The organism is Pseudomonas antarctica (genome assembly GCF_900624995.1).
Taxonomy (GTDB): domain Bacteria; phylum Pseudomonadota; class Gammaproteobacteria; order Pseudomonadales; family Pseudomonadaceae; genus Aquipseudomonas; species Aquipseudomonas antarctica.
Genome location: NZ_UYXQ01000086.1, coordinates 1 through 17,555, shown reverse-complemented (window position 1 = coordinate 17,555; position 17,555 = coordinate 1). Strand labels below are relative to the sequence as shown.

Sequence of the window (17,555 nt, the reverse complement as noted above, 5' to 3'; positions counted from 1 at the left end):
TCTGCTGAAATGGTAAACCCTGTGACCAGGCTAAACCCTTGATCGCTGACCAGAACGTTTTTAAAACTACCGTGCCGTACAAAGTATAAATATTGTGCGTTCCCGCCCGCGTGATACAGCTCAGCGCCTTTGTTAATGCGCACCGTGTGGGTAATTAATTCATCGAAACGTTCACACTGCGCCGCTGAGCGTTCCAGCGACAAAAACGCCTCATAAATAGCGGATTGATCGAGGTGCTTCACCGGGTTGTAGGCACGTAACGGAAATGACGTAACAGGTCTTGTTTGTTCTGTATTGATTAACATTATGCGCACTCCGGCATCGTCGACTGAGGCGTTACCCGAAGGTGGGCGACAGGTCGAGTTCATAAATGATTTCATCATCGCCAGTGGCCGGGTACCGGCTATGAAATCCGAGGCTTCGGGCCAGGCGATGCATACCAAAGTTGTTGATCTGATGGACCGACATCATTGTTTTGAACCCATTGCGTTTGGCCGCAAGGATCAGGTGGCCCATCAACAGTGTTCCCAAGCCCTGACGCTGCCAGCGGTCCGCGACAACCACCGTGCAATCACACTGTGGGTTACCGGCAGTCGCGTCATAACGACTTATTCCGACTTCCGTCAGTTGGCCGTTCTCATGAACCATGGCGATGTATGCCAGACGGTTGAGGTGGTCCACCTCCATCAGTTGGTCCAGCAGCGACACCTGCGGTTGCCCCATGGCGCCAAAAAAACGTGTGCGAAACGACTCGGCACCCAGCTGTTGAATAAATGTGAACTCACGTTGACGATCTTGTGCATGCAACGGCCGAATCAGCACATGGGTATCGTTGTTCAAGGCCTCTATCCAATGCTCGTCGGGAGGTTCGTGGCCGAGCCCCGCGAGAATGTGTTCTACCGCATAGTCATTTATCATGACGGGGCCCCTTATCAAGCAGTGAAAGAGTGGCGTCGAGCACCAAGACAGCAGCGTCTTCGAGCGTGCCGGCTTCGGGCGCCCGATCAGGCATCTGTGTCCACTGCAACGGGCTGCCAGTTTTATTCAATGCCATTGCGTGCATGGCGCGCCTCCACTGGCCGGTACAGCCGACGGAAGACCGCCGGCAGCAAATCCGGCAAATCTTCTGCCAACAAACCGGGCCCAAATTCAACCGCCGCCGCGCCGTGCAACCAGACGCCTGCGGCCGCCGCCGTAAAGGCCGGCACGCCCTGGGCGAGCAAGCCCAGAATGATGCCGCCCAAGACATCGCCGGAACCTGCAGTGGACAAGGAGGATGGCGCGTTGGTGTTGATGATTGCGCGGCCATCCGGCGCTGCGATCACGGTGTCGCTGCCCTTGAGTACCACGACCGCCGCGCAACGCAGCGCAGCGGCTCGCGTACGGGTCAGCTTGTCGCCGGCGGGGTCGAATATCCGGCGGAATTCACCTTCATGGGGGGTCAGCACGCAAGGCCCGCGTATCGCACGGTCCAGGGATTCGGGGTCATCCTGAAATACCGTAAGTGCATCGGCGTCAATCACCGTCGGGCGGCCGGTTGCGAGCATCGCCAAGACGTGGCCGAACGTGTCTTTGTTAACACCGGCACCGGGCCCGACTAACCACGCGGAAAAACGGCTGCCGTCCAATAGATGACCAAAGTCTTCCGGGGTTACCCAGGGGTGCACCATGATGCTGTTGAGTGTCGCGGCGTAAACAGGCAACGCTCTGTCAGGCACGGCAATCGTCGTCAAGCCCGCACCGGCCCTTGCTGCAGCTCGGGCGGCCATGCGGGCGGCTCCCGCCATCGGGTAGCCACCGAATATCAATGCATGCCCGCGGCTATGTTTATTAGTGTCGGCCTGCGCTCGCGGCAGCTCGGCGAGCCACAACGCCGGATCATTCTCAAACGCTAGCGGTGTGAGGGCGTCCAGCACCGATTCAGGGGTGCCGATATCGGCAACCACGACTTCGCCGCACAGGTCTCTACCGGGTAATAGCAGGTGGCCGGGCTTTTTGCGGAAAAACGTCACGGTCAGCACCGCCGCTACAGCCCCCAGCGCGGCGCCCGTATCGCCCATGACGCCGCTGGGCGTATCAATCGCAACAATCGGTACACAACCCCGGCCAGCTGCAGCCAGTGTATCGAGTGCCTGCCCCTCAAGCGGGCGGCTGAGGCCGGCGCCAAAGAGTGCATCGACGATCAATTCGGCACCGTGTAGTACAGACGGGCTGAGTGCTTCGACCTCCCCGTTCCAGCGCTGTGCATGTCGCCTTGCTTCATCCTGGAGGCTGAAACGGCTACCTAGCAGGGCGATCCTCACCGGCCAGCCGGCCTCTGCCAATAGGCGCGCGGTGACGAACCCGTCCCCGCCGTTGTTGCCTGGCCCGCACAACACCAGCAGCGGCCTGGGCGCCCATCGGGCTTCAATTTCGTGCGCCACAGCCGCACCGGCATTGCCCATCAATTCGAAAGACGAGACGCCGGCCGCAACAGATAACCGGTCGGCCTCAGCCATCTGTCGCACGCTCAACAAGGCGCTCTGGCTGCTCGCCTCAGACCCTGAACTCAACCTGTTCATGCGTTTTACTCTCTTAAACAGCAGCGAAATCTATGACCACCCGCGAGGGAACGTCACCGTGTTCAAGGCGCTCGAACACCTGGTTGATCGCTGACAGTGGTTGCAATTCAATGTCGGCTTTAACCTTGCCTTGGGCCGCAAAATCCAGCGCTTCGGCCATGTCCTGACGATTGCCGACAAACGAGCCCCGAACGGTGATGCAGTTGGCAACCACCTCGAACAACGGCAGCGGGAATTCACCCGGTGGCAGCCCCACCAGTACGCAGGTGCCGTGCTTGCGGGTCATGCCCACGCCTTGGCGGAAGGCACTCAGGGACGGCGCGGTAATCAGCACACCATGGGCACCGCCACCGGTGGCCTTGATGGCAGCCTCGATGGGGTCGCCCTGTTTGGCGTTGACCACCGCATCGGCCCCAAGGCGTGTGGCATGTGCCAGTTTGCTGTCGTCGATGTCCACGGCGCAGACTCTCAAACCCATGGCTTTGGCGTACTGCACTGCCAGATGGCCGAGGCCGCCGACCCCGGAGACCAGCAGCCACTGCCCTGGGCGAGTCGCCGTTTCCTTGATGCCCTTATAGGTAGTAACGCCCGCGCAGATGATCGGCGCAGCTTCGCAAGCCGATAGCCCTTCAGGGATGTGGGCCACGTAATTGGGATCGGCCAGGATGTATTCGGCAAAACCGCCGTTCTGGGTGTACCCCCCGAACTGCGCCTGGGCACAGACCGTCTCCCACGCGCTGAGGCAGTACTCACAATGCCCGCACGCCGAATACAACCAGGGCACCCCGACCCGCTCACCTTCCTTGACACTGGTGACACCTTGCCCCAGCGCCGTCACGATGCCGATACCCTCATGCCCGGGGATAAACGGCAGCCCGGGCTTAAGCGGCCAGTCGCCCCGCGCCGCATGCAGGTCGGTATGACAGACCCCGCAGGCTTCTGTGCGAACCAGGATCTGGCCGGGGCCCGGCGTCGGAATGTCGCAACGTTTGAGCACCAGCGGTTGACCGAATTGTTCAACGACGGCGGCTTGCATTGTTTGAGTCATGGGAACATCCTTTTTTGCGCAGTCCATCGGGTGGTCCGGCATGAGCGGTGGGCTCAGCGGGCCGTTAAACCGGTGCGTCGATAGCGACATAACGCACCCGTTTCTGGTTGATGAAGGCCTGGATACCGACCTCGCCGAGTTCACGCCCGTAACCGGAGTTTTTGATCCCGCCAAAAGGCAACTCGGCATCAGGCCAACTGATGTTGTTGATGAACATCATGCCGGTGTCTACCCGGCTGGCGACTCGCAGCCCACGTCCCACATCCTCGGCAACTACCGAGCCGCCCAGGCCGAAGTCGGAGTCGTTGGCCAGTGCGATGGCCGCTTCTTCATTCTTGGCCCGGAAAAACAGCGCCACAGGGCCAAAAAATTCGCCTCTGAACGCCGGGTTGTCCGGTGTGATGTGAGTCAGGATGGTCGGGCTCATATACGAACCAGGGCGATGAACTCGCCCACCGCCAAGCAGCACCTCTGCGCTGGCCAGTTTTGCCGCCAGCGCCGCATCGCTGATGTGCTCGAAACTTTCCACCAACTGGCCGTCACTGCGGTTTACGCTTGTATACGCCATGATGAATGCCTTTCCCGTGAGAGGACGCACGCCGATGGATTTCGGCCAAGAGCACCTCAGTGCTCCCAAGGAGGTGACTGCGCAACAGTGCAGACATCCAAGTTAGGCGTCTGAATGACGGGTGGGTAGCCTCGGAAACTACCTACACTGAGGGTCCAGCCATCGCGTAACAGGCCACCCCCCATGACCCGATTCATGCGCCAACATGCAGAAACCCATAACAGCAGCCGAATCGGCTGGCTGAGGGCAGCCGTGCTGGGCGCAAACGACGGAATTGTGTCAACCGCCAGCTTGCTGATCGGCGTTGCTGCCGCCAGTGCTGCCCACCACACACTGATCGTCACCGGTATCGCGGGGCTGGTGGCGGGCGCCATGTCGATGGCGGCAGGCGAGTATGTGTCGGTGCACTCCCAAGCAGATACCGAGCACGCCGACCTGCTCAAAGAGAAAAAAGAGCTTGAAACCAAGCCCGAGGCTGAGCACCGGGAACTGGCCCAGATCTATGTCGGACGTGGCCTTGAGCCCGAGCTCGCCAGGCAAGTGGCCACCCAGTTGATGGCGCATGATGCCTTGGGGTCGCATGCGCGGGACGAACTGGGGATCTCCAAGGAACTGAGCGCCAAACCCCTTTGCGCTGCATTCGCCTCGGCGGCGAGTTTCATTGTTGGCGCTGCGCTGCCCGTTGCCGTCACCTGGATGGTGACGCTTGAAAACGTGATTCTCTGGATATCGATCATGTCACTTGTGTTTCTGGCGGCCCTGGGGGCTGTCGCCGCCAAGGCCGGAGGCGCACCGTTGCTGGCAGGCGCCTGGCGTGTGACATTTTGGGGGGCGCTGGCGATGATCATTACCGCGCTGGTGGGCCGGCTATTTGGCGCAGTCGTGTAACGCTGCACCGGTCAGCCTGGATGATTCAGGAATAGGAGCAGATGAGTGTCAGGAACTCGTTCTCGACACTGACGCCAGCAGGCGCTCGTTCATCTGAAATGAACAGCTCGCCGTTGTAGTAGGCGAAATAGGCCGAGTTTTCGGTGCCTCGCTGGCGAGCGAAACCACACACGGCAAGATCACGCCCAGCCATGCTCACCGCCGTCGCGTAGACCGGGTCGAACACCCACCCTGCGCCCTCAAGCCCGGCGAGCGCCTTGGTCTTGGCGATGTGCGCGTCCTTGGCGGCGACCGCTACCTTGATGCGAGGCTGGCTCAGGCTTTCAATCGCGTCCGGTGTGGTCACACCTGTTGGAGCAGGCGTATGGCTGCACCCGGCCAGGCATGCGCCTGCCAGCCCGAGCGAGGCAATAAAACCCATCGGCCAACACCCGCCGCGACTAATTAACACGTCCGGCCTGCTTGAGGGTAAGTTGCGCACGCTCATTGGCCTCATCCGCAGACTTCTTGGCAGCGAGAGCCGCCTGCAGGGCCCTATCGGCCTTTGCTGATGACTCATCCGCGTGCACCCTTGCCGCCGTCGCCATGTCTTCAGCGCCACTGATCCGTGCATCAATTTCTTGTCGCCGATAGCCACAGCCAGCGGTCAAAACCAAACTCACGATTAATGACGTGATCAAAATGAGCCGTCTCATGGTGTCGCTCCTTTATGTTCAAGGGTGTGTGCAGGCTTTGCCGGTATCGCGAAGTTCACAGTATTCGTTTGCGGGATATCGCAGCAGGCTCGGAAACTACTCAGGCCGGCGTGAAATCAGTTGCCGATGTCATGCAAGGCCCTGAACGCCTTGAACAACACACGAGGATCAGTCGCGCCTTTGAAGACTTTCGGGAAGGTGACGTTTGAGCCCTAGCAGGCTGCACACCGTGCCGTACGTATGGAGTACTCCTCGGTGAAGCAACGTCTACGTTGACCCTGTTGCTGTCGTCCTGCTCGCGTAACTGCCTGTCGATCATTTAGCCGTGTGTGCTACCGCACAGAACGAAGCCTTGCCTGGGCGCATCTTCAAGCTTGGACCGAGGGACGTGAGCCCGCGAAGGAGAGCGACAATGGTGTCTGTCTACTGGCGTGAACGGCACATGGGCCGGGGTGGGTTTGCATGGTGATGCTTGGCCCAACAGAAGGTATTCAGTGGCCGAACACTGATTACCCATCGTCGGAACAGCGCCGTATGCGGCCACTGGTCGTCGGAAACTGGAAGATGAATGGCCTTGCGGAACAACTCAGCGAGATCGAAGCGATGGCCATTTCAGTCAAGGCAACGCTGCCATCGGTCGACGCTTTGATCTGCCTGCCCGCCACCCTGATCGCGCAAGCAGTGCTGATGGCAACCGGTCGCATCGCCATCGGTGGCGAGGATTGCAGTGCCGAAATCTGCGGGGCTTTTACCGGCGACATCAGCGCAGAGATGCTCATGGATGCTGGCGCTCACGCCGTCATCGTTGGGCATTCGGAACGCCGTCAACAGCACGCAGAGACAGATGCAGTGGTGGCGGCCAAGGCCAATGCGGCCCGGCGCGCCGGCCTTCTGGCAATCATCTGTATCGGTGAAACACACTCGCAGCGACTGGCAGGCACAGCCTTGTCCGTCTGTGCCAGGCAAATCACCGGGAGCGTGCCCGAAGGCATGACAGCGTCCAACACAGTGATCGGCTACGAGCCACTCTGGGCCATCGGGTCCGACGAGGTGCCTACCCACTCGCAGATCATGCAAATGCATGCGCACATCAGGGCATGCCTGACCCAGCGTCTGGGTGCTGAAGGTCAAAAGGTGCGGATCCTGTATGGCGGTTCGGTCAAACCCTCCAGTGCCGACGCCATCCTGAGGCTGCCGCAAGTCGGTGGCGTGCTGGTCGGTGGCGCCAGTTTGAAGGCTGCGGATTTTCTTGCGATTTGCCGCGCCGCCCCACTGGCGCCTGCGCATACCCCCACTAGACCAAAGGAACAGAGACGATGAACGACGCACTGACGTTGCGGCCAGAGCCTGAAGGCATGGACGTCGCAAGGCTTCCGGCCACCGATGTTCCCACGTTGGGCGCAGAAGCATTGTGGCGAATAAACGCTTACTGGCGAGCTGCGAATTACATCTCGGTTGGGCAGATGTACCTCTATGACAACCCACTGCTACGCGAACCATTGACGATGGCACACGTCAAGCCGCTCGTTGTCAGTCACTGGGGCACAACACCTGGTCAGAACTTCATCTATGTGCATTTGAACCGGGTGATCAAGAGCCTCGATCTGGACATGATCTACGTTGCGGGCCCCGGGCATGGCGGCCCCGCCATTGTCGGCAATGTCTACCTTGAAGGCACCTGGAGCGAGGTCTATCCGAATGTCGGCCAGGATGAAGCGGGACTGAAGAAGCTGTTCAAGCAGTTCTCGTTTCCGGGGGGCATTTCCAGCCATGTAGCCCCCACAACGCCGGGGTCGATCCACGAGGGCGGGGAACTCGGTTATTCCCTCAGCCATGCCTTCGGTGCCGCATTTGATAACCCCGACCTGATCGTTGCCTGTGTGATTGGCGACGGTGAAGCCGAGACCGGACCGTTGGCCACCGCGTGGCAATCCAACAAGTTTCTGGATCCGGTGACCGACGGTGCGGTACTGCCCATTCTGCATCTGAACGGCGACAAGATCAGCAACCCCACGCTACTGGCACGCATTGAGCCTGACGAACTGGAACAGTTCCTGCGCGGCTGCGGCTGGGCCCCTTACTTTGTCGAAGGCGCTGACCCTGCGACGATGCATGAACGGATGGCCAGCGTCCTCGACAAAGCCATCGCCCACATCAAGCAGTTGCAAGTGCGTGCCCGGGCGAACGGTGTGGCCACGCGGCCTCGCTGGCCGATGATCGTGCTTAGATCGCCTAAGGGCTGGACGGGGCCGAAAGTCGTCGACGGGCTACCGATTGAGGGCACCTTTCGGGCGCACCAGGTGCCGCTGGTGGTCGATGGCAACCACCCTGAACACTTGGCGCAGCTTGAGTGCTGGATGAAAAGCTACAAGGCAGAGGAACTGTTCGACGAGCGCGGGCGACTGATCGCGGAGCTGGCGGACATGGCCCCCAAGGGCCTGCGGCGCATGGGGGCCAATCCAAACGCAAACGGCGGGTTGTTGCTACACGACCTGCAGATGCCGGACTTTCGTGTACAGGCGGTTCATGTGCCCTCCCCCGGTGCGGTTTTTGCGCAAGATACCTGGGTGCTGGGTGAGTTTTTCAAGGATATCGTCGCGCTCAACCCGCATAACTTTCGCATCTTCGGGCCAGATGAAACATTGTCAAACCTGCTCGGCGCCGTCTTCAAGGTGACCAATCGCCAATGGGACGCCGCCAGTGTTGCGAACGACGAGTTTCTTGCACCTGCCGGGCGCGTCCTCGATGCCATGCTCAGCGAGCACCAATGCGAGGGCTGGCTGGAGGGCTACCTGCTGACCGGCCGGCACGGGCTGTTCAACAGCTACGAGGCGTTCATCCGCATCATCGACTCGATGTTCAGCCAACATGCCAAGTGGCTCAAGGTCACCAAGGAACTGGCGTGGCGCCGACCGATCGCCTCACTGAACTACCTCCTCGCTTCGCACGTCTGGCAGCAGGACCATAATGGTTTCACCCACCAAGACCCGGGTTTTCTCGACCATGTGATCAACAAGAAAGCCGACATCGTTCGTGTCTATCTTCCGCCTGATGCCAATTGCCTGCTATCGACCTTTGACCACTGCCTGCGTAGCCGCAATTACGTCAACGTCGTCGTCGCCGGTAAGCATGCGTTACCTCAATGGTTGACCATGGATGAAGCCGTGGTGCATTGCACTCAGGGGGTTGGGATTTGGCAATGGGCCAGCAACGATCAGGACACGGAACCGGATGTGGTAATGGCCTGCTGCGGCGATACGCCTACCCTGGAAGTCCTGGCGGCCGTGTCCATCCTGCGTGAGCATTTGCCTGAGCTGAAGATCCGTGTGATCAATGTTGTCGACCTGATGAAGCTGCAGTCCGCCAGCGAGCACCCGCATGGGCTCAGTGATGCGGACTACGACTCGCTGTTTACCAAGGACAAGCACATCATCTTCGCTTTCCACGGCTACCCTTGCCTGGTGCACCGGCTGACCTATCGGCGCAACAACCGCAACCTGCATGTGCGCGGCTACAAAGAGGAAGGGACGATTACCACGGCTTTTGACATACGGGTCCAGAACGACCTGGACCGATTCCATTTGGTGCAGGACGTTGTCGACCGCCTGCCTCACCTAGGCAGCAAAGGCGATTACTTGAAGCAGAAGGTTCGCGGCAAGCTTGTCGAACATAAGCTTTACATCGAACAGCACGGCGAAGACCTGCCCGAGATCCGCCACTGGAAGTGGGAGGCATACGCATGAACGCGCCACGCCTTGTCGATACGGCACGCCTGATGCTCGCTACCGGTAAGGGGCTGCTCGCGATGGACGAGAGCCCCCCAACCTGCAATGAACGTTTCGCCGCGCTCGGCATTCCACAGACCGAAGCATCACGACGCGCATGGCGCCAGCTCATCATCACCACGCCGGGGCTGGCCGACAGCATCAGTGGCGTGATTCTCTTTGATGAGACGCTCCATCAACGGTGCGCCGATGGCACGTCGTTCGTGAAGGTACTGGAAAACGCGGGCATCGTGGTAGGCATTAAGGTCGACACCGGCGCGAAGCCTCTGGCTGGGCACACCGGCGAAAAAATCACGGAAGGGTTGGACGGTCTGCGCGAGCGGCTGCAAGGCTATTCTGCAGCCGGTGCGCGCTTCGCCAAATGGCGCGCGGTGATCTCGATCGGTGAGGGTCTTCCCAGCACCGCCTGCATCGCCGCCAACGCGCATGCGCTGGCCCGTTACGCGGCCCTTTGCCAGGAGGCCGGGCTCGTGCCCATCGTTGAGCCTGAGGTGCTGATGACTGGCGAGCACACACTGCAGCGTTGCGCCGACGTGAGCCTGCAGGTGCTGCACGAGGTTTTCGAGCAACTGTATGTTCAGGGCGTACTACTGGAAGGCATGGTACTGAAGCCGAACATGCTCCTGCCGGGCTTGAACTGCTCCCAGCAAGACCACATAGACAAGGTGGCGGATGCCACCGTGACAGGCCTACTGCGCGCTCTGCCCGCTGCGCTGGCGGGCGTCGCATTCCTTTCAGGCGGCCAAAGTGCCCAGCTCGCATCCGCGAGGTTGAACGCGATGAACCAGCGTTACAAGTGGCGCCTGCCCTGGGCATTAACGTTTTCTTTCGCGCGTGCGATTCAACAGCCAGCACTCGAAATCTGGCGCGGCGAGCCCGGCAACGTGGTGCAAGCGCAGAGGGCGCTGGAGCACCGCGCCGCGTGTAACAGTGCTGCGCAGCAAGGCAATTACTCGGCCGCGATGGAGGCCATTGATAAGGCCATCAGCGATGTCTAGCCAGTGGGACCAGGTGTGAGCGGTCGAGCGTCACGAGATCGCCTATGCACTCGATCGTCACATCGGCAGCCGGTTGCCCCGCGATAATCTTCGCGTTTAGTGCATAGTGGCCCTGGCGAATGAAGACGGTGGTTAGCCGCTCCCGCCATATTGATTTCATCGCAGCCAGAACGCCCAGTTTGTCGTCAACCATCACATAGTGACGGGCGGGATAATGGCGCTGCACGGCAGGCAGCATTTTTTCCTTGTGCACATAAATCAGAGCACGCCCCTGCACGGCCTGCCACAACCCCGAGCGTTGTATTTTGCGCGGCTGTAACACGATGTCGCCATCGGACAGGATGACAGTCGCCCCATACTGATCCAAATGGATGAGGGTCTCTAAAGCGCGAGCATAGAGACGATCAGCAAACGGGTAGTCAATCAAGAAGGCGGCCGCCATCATCAACGGCTGTTCGTTGGCATCAGCGTGTTCGAGTTCAAGCCGGTAATGCTGCAAGGCGCCGAGGTAGTCGACATAGCCAAGCGCTTTGCGCAATCTGTCGAAGATGCTCCAGTAGCGCCGTGCGCAGGTGCTGCCCAATTGCTGCGTCAAATAGTTGTGAAAGTCGACCACGACACGGTCGCCGTCGAGCAGTGTGTTGTCGACGTCCAGCAAGAAAACCACTTCGCGTTCAGTCATGGCGATCAATCACTGAGTATGCGCTGCGACGCCAGGGTAGACAGGCCTGCTCAGATGAGTTGGGTGAACATAGGGCTGCAGTCGGTCGGTCTCATGCTTGACCACGGCGTAGCACTCGCAACTCAGTGACTCTAGCCGGGGGCGGTCCAGCACCGTGATCAGGCCGCGGCTATAGTCAATGACGCCGAGCTTTTGCAGCTTGCGGGCGGCTTCGGTGATCCCTTCGCGACGAACGCCCAGCATGTTGGCGATGAGCTCTTGGGTCATCGTCAGTTGGTTACCGGATAGACGGTCCAGCGACAACAACAGCCAGCGGCACAGCTGCTGATCAATTGAGTGATGGCGATTGCAGACCGCCGTCTGGGCCATTTGAGTGATCAAGGCCTGGGTGTAACGCAGCGTGAGCTGCAACATTTCGCCGTGGCGATTGAACTCGTCCTTGAGCAACTGCGCCCTTAGCCGGTAAGCGTAGCCGGCACATTGAACGACGGCCCGGCTCGAAGTGCTCTCGCCGCCCATGAACAAGGCCACACCGATCAGCCCTTCATTGCCCACCACCGAAATATCTGCCGCCGCTCCGTTTTCCATGACGTAGAGCAATGAAACGATGGAGTCGGTCGGAAAATAGACATAACGCAGGATATCGCCGGGCTCATACAGGACTTTCCCAAGGGGAAATGACACCAATTCGAGGTGAGGGATCAGCCGACGGCGTACCTCGCTAGGCAATGCAGCCAGTAGATGATTTTTTTGGAGGCTCGGTGTCTCGGACATATCAGTAGCCTTTTTGCTGGGCGCGTCCTATCAAGGTAGTCGCGTGCCGCACCCGTGAGTAGCCTCGGAAACTACCTAGTGGACTGGCGCGAAAGGCGGGAGGTGGCGACGGTGAGTGGTCGCCAGAGAACGGGGTCGACGTCATGGCGTCCCCCTTGCTGAGCGTGCGTCACCGCACAGACGCCAGAGGGTGCAAGGCACACAGTGTTGGTAGCTACACTCGGCCTGCAGCGGTGCTCTGTGCTGAGGACATCGATCAATGCTCAACAAAGGACAGTCCTATGTTACGAAGCATGCAAGACCTGAAGGATTACACCATTGCGGCGACCGATGGGGATATCGGGGAAGTGAAAGACTTCTACTTCGACAATGAAGCGTGGGTAATCCGTTACTTCATTGTCGAGACCGGTGCCTGGTTCTTCAGCCGTAAAGTCCTCATCACACCCTCTTCCATTCAACGCCCCGAGTGGGAGCAGCGACGATTGCAGGTCGCAATCACCCAGGAACAAGTCAAAAACAGCCCCGATATCGATACTGATAAGCCCGTGTCTCGGCAGCACGAGAGGCAATACCTGAATTACTACGGGTATCCGTACTACTGGGGGGGTGCCAATATGTGGAGCGCCGGCCTAGACCCAGGAAGTTTTGGGCTGCCAGAGGGCGAAGTCGAAGAAGCGCGTGCGCGCCATGAGGACGACGACCCTCATTTACGCAGTTGCAAAGCGATTATCGGTTATCACATCAACGCCACCGATGGCGCAGTGGGGCATGTCGAAAGCCTGCTGATCAATGAAGAGACTTGGGCGATTCAGTATTTGGTGATCAACACCAGCCACTGGTGGATCGGGCACAACGTACTGATTGCGCCTGAATGGATCGACGAGATCAGTTGGGCAGACAGATCCGTCACTGTCGACCTCGACTGTGCGTCGATCAAGGCATCGCCACCCTTTGAGTCGTCGCAACAGTTGAACCGAGAACGCGAGTCGAATCTATACGAGCACTACGGGCGAGTGGGCTACTGGCAGGTTGAAACCCTTGTCGCGAGACAGGTTTTCGATCCAGAGGACAACACATGAGTGACCTCACGTTACGTAGACGTATTCTGGACGAGCTGGAGTTTTTACCGCACATCGACGCCGGCGCGATTGGTGTCACCTTGGAAGGCGGTGTTGTTGTGCTGACAGGCCATGTAAAAACCTACGCTGAAAAAATTGCGGTTGAAGGCGCCGTCCAGGCGCTTAAAGGCGTGTTGGCGCTGGCCGAAGAGCTGGAAGTCCGGGTGTCGGGGCCAGACGCTGTTGAAGACAGTGTGATCGCCTCGCGTTGCCTGGACCTGGTTCGCTGGAACACGGCAGTGTCCGATGAACCCATTCACATCAAGGTGCAGCACGGTTGGGTGACGATCCAGGGCCACGTAGAATGGCAGTACCAGAAAGAAGCGGTGCAGAACGTTATAGAGCAATTGCAAGGTGTCGTCGGTATCGACAATCTTTTGGCCATACAGCCTAAAGAGAGCACTCAAGACATCAAAAAGCTCATCGACGCTGCTTTGACACGAAGTGCTGGACTGGATGCAAGCAAGATTCGCGTCACTGTCCATGGCAGTCAAGTGACCCTTGAAGGCACCGTTGCGCAATGGCTTGAACGTAAAGCGGTCGAGCAAACAGCTTGGGCAGTCGCCGGTGTCATTCATGTAGAAAATCACCTGCTCATCGACTGACTCGACACCTTATGCCGCCAGGCAGCGACCGCCGGTCGGAGAATCTGGCGCAGACACGTTCGCATTCAACAGGCTCGCCCTCAGCCTAGTCGGGATAAGTTTCAACGGGGGGCCGGTTAATTGGATCTAAAACGGTATTGGAATGGCATAGCACCTCTGGCAGGACATTGCGTATCACTCAAAGGGGTGTAGGCTCCGTGTAGGAGCGCTCCTTCGGAACGCTGTGATAGGGACAATCATAATGCCTGTTTGCCTTCCACTTGACGTTGGAACGGCCACGCCCAAGGAGGTTACCCCATCCCCTCCAGCCGACGCTGCAACGTTGAGCTCAAAACAGGGGGCTTCACCTCACGTTACTGCCCCGCAATCCCTTGATCAGTTGCGCTCGCTGAACCATGAACTCACGGAGATGAACGATCAGCTCCGGGGTTCGCTGGAACAGCAACGGGCCACCTCTGAGGTGGCGTTAAATGTGCTGCACAGCACCCACATTGCAGCCATTTTGCTAGACGCCGATCTGAATATCCGCTTGTTCACGCCCGCCAGTCAGTCATTGTTCAACATTCTCAATCAGGACATTGGACGACCTCTGGCTGACCTTCGCCCGATGGCCACCGATATTAATTTGCTGGATGACGCCAGAACCGTCCTGCGCGACATGACGCCACTGGAGCGCGACGTCGAATCGCACAGTGGCGTGAGTTTTACCCGGCGTATTTCGCCCTACAACCAACAAAACGATTTTGTTGAGGGCGTGGTCATTACCTTTACGGACATAGGCGACAAAAAGCAGGTGGCTCAAGCTCTCGAAATCGTCACGCAGCAGGCCGAACTGGCGAGTACCGCTCGCTTACGCTTTCTTGCTTGCGCAAGCCATGAACTTCGTCAGCCGTTGCAGACACTCAAGTTGTTGCAAGGCCTGTTGCTGGGATTGCTTGACGATGAGCAACCGCGAAAGCTGACCGCGAGAATCGGCGAAACGGTGGGGGCAATGTCCGGCACGCTGAATGCGCTTCTGGATATCAACCACATTGAAACGGATGCTAATCGCGCCAATATAGTCAGCTTTCGCATCAGTGACTTGCTGGAGCGACTGGCTGATGAGTTCGGCTACAAAGCCGGTGCTAAAGGTTTAAAACTCAAGGTCGTACCCTGTCAGCTCATAGTGGAAAGCGATCCACGTTTGCTCGAGCAAATGTTGCGTATCTTGCTCTCGAACGCACTGCAGTACACCCATGAGGGCCGCATCTTATTAGGCTGCCGCCGCCATGGAGGGTGGCTCAGCATTGAAGTCTGGGATACCGGCATCGGCATGCCCACGCCGACAGTGGAGTCTTACCTTGATAGCCATGCGGCGATCGCTATCGCCTCCCATCAAAACACTAGCGGTTTGTTTATCGTCAAACGGTTGTGCAAGGTCTTGGGGCACCGCCTACGAGCGCAGTCGGGTAACACCCGCGGGTCAGTATTTTCCATTGATGTCACGTTTAATCGTCCGGTCATTTCGTTGCCCCCTACTCAGCCAGACGCTGATCCCAACGAGAACAGCCAAACGCATGACGGTGAAATGGTCCTTATTATTGAAGATGACGTGGAACTGTTGGAGTTATTGGGCATTTTGCTCAAGTCCGAAGGTTACCAAGTGGAAATGGCCGTTGACGGGCTGAGCGCCTTGGAAAGCGTCACACACGGTGGTGTACAACCTGACTTGATACTTGCTGACTTTAATTTGCCGGGCTCTTTCAATGGCTTACAAGTCATCAATCAACTGCGTAAAACACTGCGTCGCTTCATGCCTGCCATCATTCTGACGGGCGATATCTCTCGTCAAACCTCCCATGACGTGGCTTTTGAGGACTGCTCTCAACTTAACAAGCCGGCGAAGCTTAAAGAAATTGTATTCGTTATTTCTTCTTTGCTTGAACAGCAGCGATTGGCGAACGTCGAGTACGAGCAACACCCGCCGGTCGACCCTGCCGGTACAGAGGCATCGATCATATTCGTAGTCGATCGCGACGAATTCTTTCGCAATACGATCCGAAATTTACTCGAGTCCAGAGACTATCTGGTTCGAGATTACGCGTCATGCGAGGCGTTTCTGGCGGACTATTCTCCCGGTCTGCGTGCCTGCTTGCTGGTTGATGCCCACCTGCCCGGCATGCAAGGCCTAGAGCTTCTAGAGCGGTTGAGAGGTAATGGCGATGATCTGCCAGCCGTCATGATCAGTGACAGCAGGGAAATTTCAATTGCCGTTAACGCCATGAAAGCCGGCGCCTCTGACTTCATTGAAAAGCCCTTTAGTCGCAATGAAGTTCTGCACACCGTTGCGCGGGCGCTGGAGTACTCGCTGGACGTCAATAAAAAGATGGCCTGGACTCAGAGCGCGACCGACTGCATTGACCGCTTGACGTTGCGACAACGCCAAATCATGGACATGGTGCTTGCCGGGCACCCGAGCAAAAACATTGCCGTCGAACTTGGAATCAGTCAACGCACGGTCGAGAACCATCGCGCGTCGATCATGACGCGTACCCATTCAACATCGATTCCTGCCCTGGCGCGAATTGCACTGGCGGCAAACTCCAAGACACCGGCGAAGTCGACCTCCAGGGGCAGGCCCTCTAAAACGTAGGTTTCGGCGGCACGCGGCTCGCGTGTTCCGGTGACCACAGCCATGGCGTGCCTTATGTACGCCAACAGACAGACGACCCGTTGGCTAACCAACATCCTTTCGAGCTGGACTTACGCGCTGCAGCGTTTTCCCCTGCAAATACAGTGACCTTTTACTAACCCGTTTGGTGCAGATGAGTGAAGAAGCTCATGTCAAGTGATGAACCAAGGCGCCGTGCACCTATGCTCAAGTCAGTTAGAACAGGTCGAGACAACGCTGACCAACTGGCGGACGCGTTAGCACTGACGTTGGAAGAGATACGCGCAGTGCTCACACCGATTCTTGGGCCGGCGGCAGTCACTGCACTTTACCGGCGCTGCCTGCATCTGTGCGCGGCAAGGCACCCCTGTTTCGAATCGATTCACAAGAACGAAGATGTCTCCATGATCGCTTCGTCCGTAAGCGTCATGTTGGCTCAGCTAAGCAGCACCGACGATGTTCAACTCGGTGATGTGCTGATCAACACTTTCTATACGTTGCTGGCGTCTCTGATCGGCCCCCCGCTCACAGAGCAACTGGTGGGCGATTGCACTGCCAGTGCCAGGGCCCGCAACGATCAACAGGGCGATGACACATGAGTACCAACGTTCACATCAAACGTCTATCTACCGGCGTGCCTGGGTTCAACGAGGTGCTGGGTGGCGGGCTGCCGGAATTCTCGTTCAACCTTATTGCCGGGCCACCTGGCAGCGGCAAAACGACGTTAGCCCATCAAATGATGTTTGCAGTGGCCACAGCGGAGCGCCCTGCCCTTTACTTTACCGTCCTGGGCGAACCGCCTCTGAAAATTATGACGGATGCCATCATCGTTCAGCGTTATATCGAACTTGACCGTCGTTTGCTGCGAGTCATGGCGGTCGTCAAAGTGCGCGCCAGTGCTCACTCCGATAAGTTACGCCTTTACGAGATCAGCGATGAGGGGATGGTGGTTGGCCGCCCTTTGAAGCGTCACGAAGGACTGCTGGGCGGGCGACCTTCACTGAGGTCGCTGCCGGAATAAAAAGCGTCAATGATCAAGTGCTTCCCACTAAATCCTGTTGAGATAGGCCATGAAGCGTAGTCGTGACGTCGAACAGCTGTTAGCCGCGAACGAGCAGTTAGTACTGGGTATGCTGCGGATTCAAAGCGAGGTGCAAGCGGCCGAATATACCCTAAACGAGAT

The 17,555-nt window shown here is 58.3% G+C and carries 16 protein-coding genes and 2 pseudogenes; 9 read left to right on the top strand and 9 right to left on the bottom strand.

Annotated features, from left to right (window positions below; genetic code table 11):
- The 5 genes and pseudogenes from E0F99_RS23590 to E0F99_RS23570 form a co-directional block, all read right to left on the bottom strand.
- Positions 1-305, bottom strand: a pseudogene (locus E0F99_RS23590) (Crp/Fnr family transcriptional regulator); the annotation flags it as partial.
- 31 nt (positions 306-336) lie between these two features.
- Positions 337-840 carry a GNAT family N-acetyltransferase gene (locus E0F99_RS23585; protein ID WP_408003403.1) on the bottom strand — a complete coding sequence of 168 codons (504 nt, stop codon included), beginning with the start codon at positions 838-840 and terminating at the stop codon, positions 337-339.
- Positions 841-1,040: 200 nt separating this feature from the next.
- Complete coding sequence (locus tag E0F99_RS23580; RefSeq protein WP_083359112.1) at positions 1,041-2,561, bottom strand: NAD(P)H-hydrate dehydratase; 1,521 nt, start codon at positions 2,559-2,561, stop codon at positions 1,041-1,043.
- A gap of 13 nt (positions 2,562-2,574) precedes the next feature.
- A complete protein-coding gene (adhP, locus tag E0F99_RS23575) occupies positions 2,575-3,609 on the bottom strand; it encodes an alcohol dehydrogenase AdhP (RefSeq protein ID WP_083359113.1) in 1,035 nt (344 codons plus the stop codon).
- Between the two features lie 64 nt (positions 3,610-3,673).
- Entirely contained in the window at positions 3,674-4,177 is a 504-nt protein-coding gene (locus tag E0F99_RS23570; protein WP_232000088.1) for an aldehyde dehydrogenase family protein, read from the bottom strand.
- 183 nt (positions 4,178-4,360) lie between these two features.
- Here E0F99_RS23570 and E0F99_RS23565 point away from each other — a divergent pair, with 183 nt between their 5' ends.
- Positions 4,361-5,065: a VIT1/CCC1 transporter family protein gene (locus E0F99_RS23565; RefSeq protein WP_165447633.1), complete on the top strand. Its 705-nt coding sequence runs from the start codon at positions 4,361-4,363 to the stop codon at positions 5,063-5,065.
- Between the two features lie 25 nt (positions 5,066-5,090).
- On the opposite strand, the gene E0F99_RS23560 is transcribed toward E0F99_RS23565, so the two are convergent.
- Both E0F99_RS23560 and E0F99_RS23555 read right to left on the bottom strand, forming a co-directional pair.
- Entirely contained in the window at positions 5,091-5,486 is a 396-nt protein-coding gene (locus E0F99_RS23560; RefSeq protein ID WP_083359115.1) for a hypothetical protein, read from the bottom strand.
- 19 nt (positions 5,487-5,505) lie between these two features.
- Positions 5,506-5,760 carry an Lpp/OprI family alanine-zipper lipoprotein gene (locus E0F99_RS23555; RefSeq protein WP_083359116.1) on the bottom strand — a complete coding sequence of 85 codons (255 nt, stop codon included), beginning with the start codon at positions 5,758-5,760 and terminating at the stop codon, positions 5,506-5,508.
- Between the two features lie 462 nt (positions 5,761-6,222).
- Between E0F99_RS23555 and tpiA the strand changes: the two genes are divergently transcribed.
- Genes tpiA through E0F99_RS23540 form a run of 3 tightly spaced genes read left to right on the top strand, consistent with a single transcriptional unit; the run spans position 6,223 to position 10,543 of the window.
- Positions 6,223-7,080 (top strand): triose-phosphate isomerase, encoded by an 858-nt coding sequence (gene tpiA, locus E0F99_RS23550; protein ID WP_232000089.1) that lies wholly within the window; start codon positions 6,223-6,225, stop codon positions 7,078-7,080.
- A 35-nt stretch (positions 7,081-7,115) separates the two neighbouring features.
- Positions 7,116-9,503 (top strand): phosphoketolase family protein, encoded by a 2,388-nt coding sequence (locus E0F99_RS23545; protein WP_423213182.1) that lies wholly within the window; start codon positions 7,116-7,118, stop codon positions 9,501-9,503.
- Positions 9,500-10,543 carry a class I fructose-bisphosphate aldolase gene (locus tag E0F99_RS23540; protein WP_083359117.1) on the top strand — a complete coding sequence of 348 codons (1,044 nt, stop codon included), beginning with the start codon at positions 9,500-9,502 and terminating at the stop codon, positions 10,541-10,543. Before E0F99_RS23545 ends, E0F99_RS23540 begins: the two co-directional genes overlap by 4 nt.
- Here the strand turns inward: E0F99_RS23540 and E0F99_RS23535 are convergent.
- Positions 10,530-11,225, bottom strand: coding sequence for an HAD family hydrolase (locus tag E0F99_RS23535; protein ID WP_083359118.1), 696 nt, complete (start codon positions 11,223-11,225; stop codon positions 10,530-10,532). The two genes, E0F99_RS23540 and E0F99_RS23535, sit on opposite strands and share 14 nt — an antisense overlap.
- Positions 11,226-11,234: 9 nt before the next feature.
- Entirely contained in the window at positions 11,235-11,999 is a 765-nt protein-coding gene (locus E0F99_RS23530; RefSeq protein WP_083359119.1) for a Crp/Fnr family transcriptional regulator, read from the bottom strand.
- A gap of 293 nt (positions 12,000-12,292) precedes the next feature.
- Here E0F99_RS23530 and E0F99_RS23525 point away from each other — a divergent pair, with 293 nt between their 5' ends.
- From E0F99_RS23525 to E0F99_RS23505, 5 genes and pseudogenes are all read left to right on the top strand, one after another.
- Positions 12,293-13,078, top strand: coding sequence for a PRC-barrel domain-containing protein (locus tag E0F99_RS23525; RefSeq protein WP_232000090.1), 786 nt, complete (start codon positions 12,293-12,295; stop codon positions 13,076-13,078).
- Positions 13,075-13,722, top strand: coding sequence for a BON domain-containing protein (locus E0F99_RS23520; RefSeq protein WP_083359121.1), 648 nt, complete (start codon positions 13,075-13,077; stop codon positions 13,720-13,722). Before E0F99_RS23525 ends, E0F99_RS23520 begins: the two co-directional genes overlap by 4 nt.
- A 409-nt stretch (positions 13,723-14,131) precedes the next feature.
- The gene (locus tag E0F99_RS23515; protein WP_232000091.1) at positions 14,132-16,354 is read left to right on the top strand and encodes a response regulator; all 2,223 of its coding nucleotides are present in this window, start codon (positions 14,132-14,134) and stop codon (positions 16,352-16,354) included.
- Positions 16,355-16,575: 221 nt separating this feature from the next.
- Positions 16,576-16,971 (top strand): hypothetical protein, encoded by a 396-nt coding sequence (locus E0F99_RS23510; RefSeq protein ID WP_083359123.1) that lies wholly within the window; start codon positions 16,576-16,578, stop codon positions 16,969-16,971.
- A pseudogene (locus tag E0F99_RS23505) lies at positions 16,968-17,186 on the top strand (RAD55 family ATPase); the annotation flags it as partial. The gene E0F99_RS23510 and the pseudogene E0F99_RS23505, both read left to right, overlap by 4 nt.
- Between the last annotated feature and the right edge of the window lie 369 nt (positions 17,187-17,555).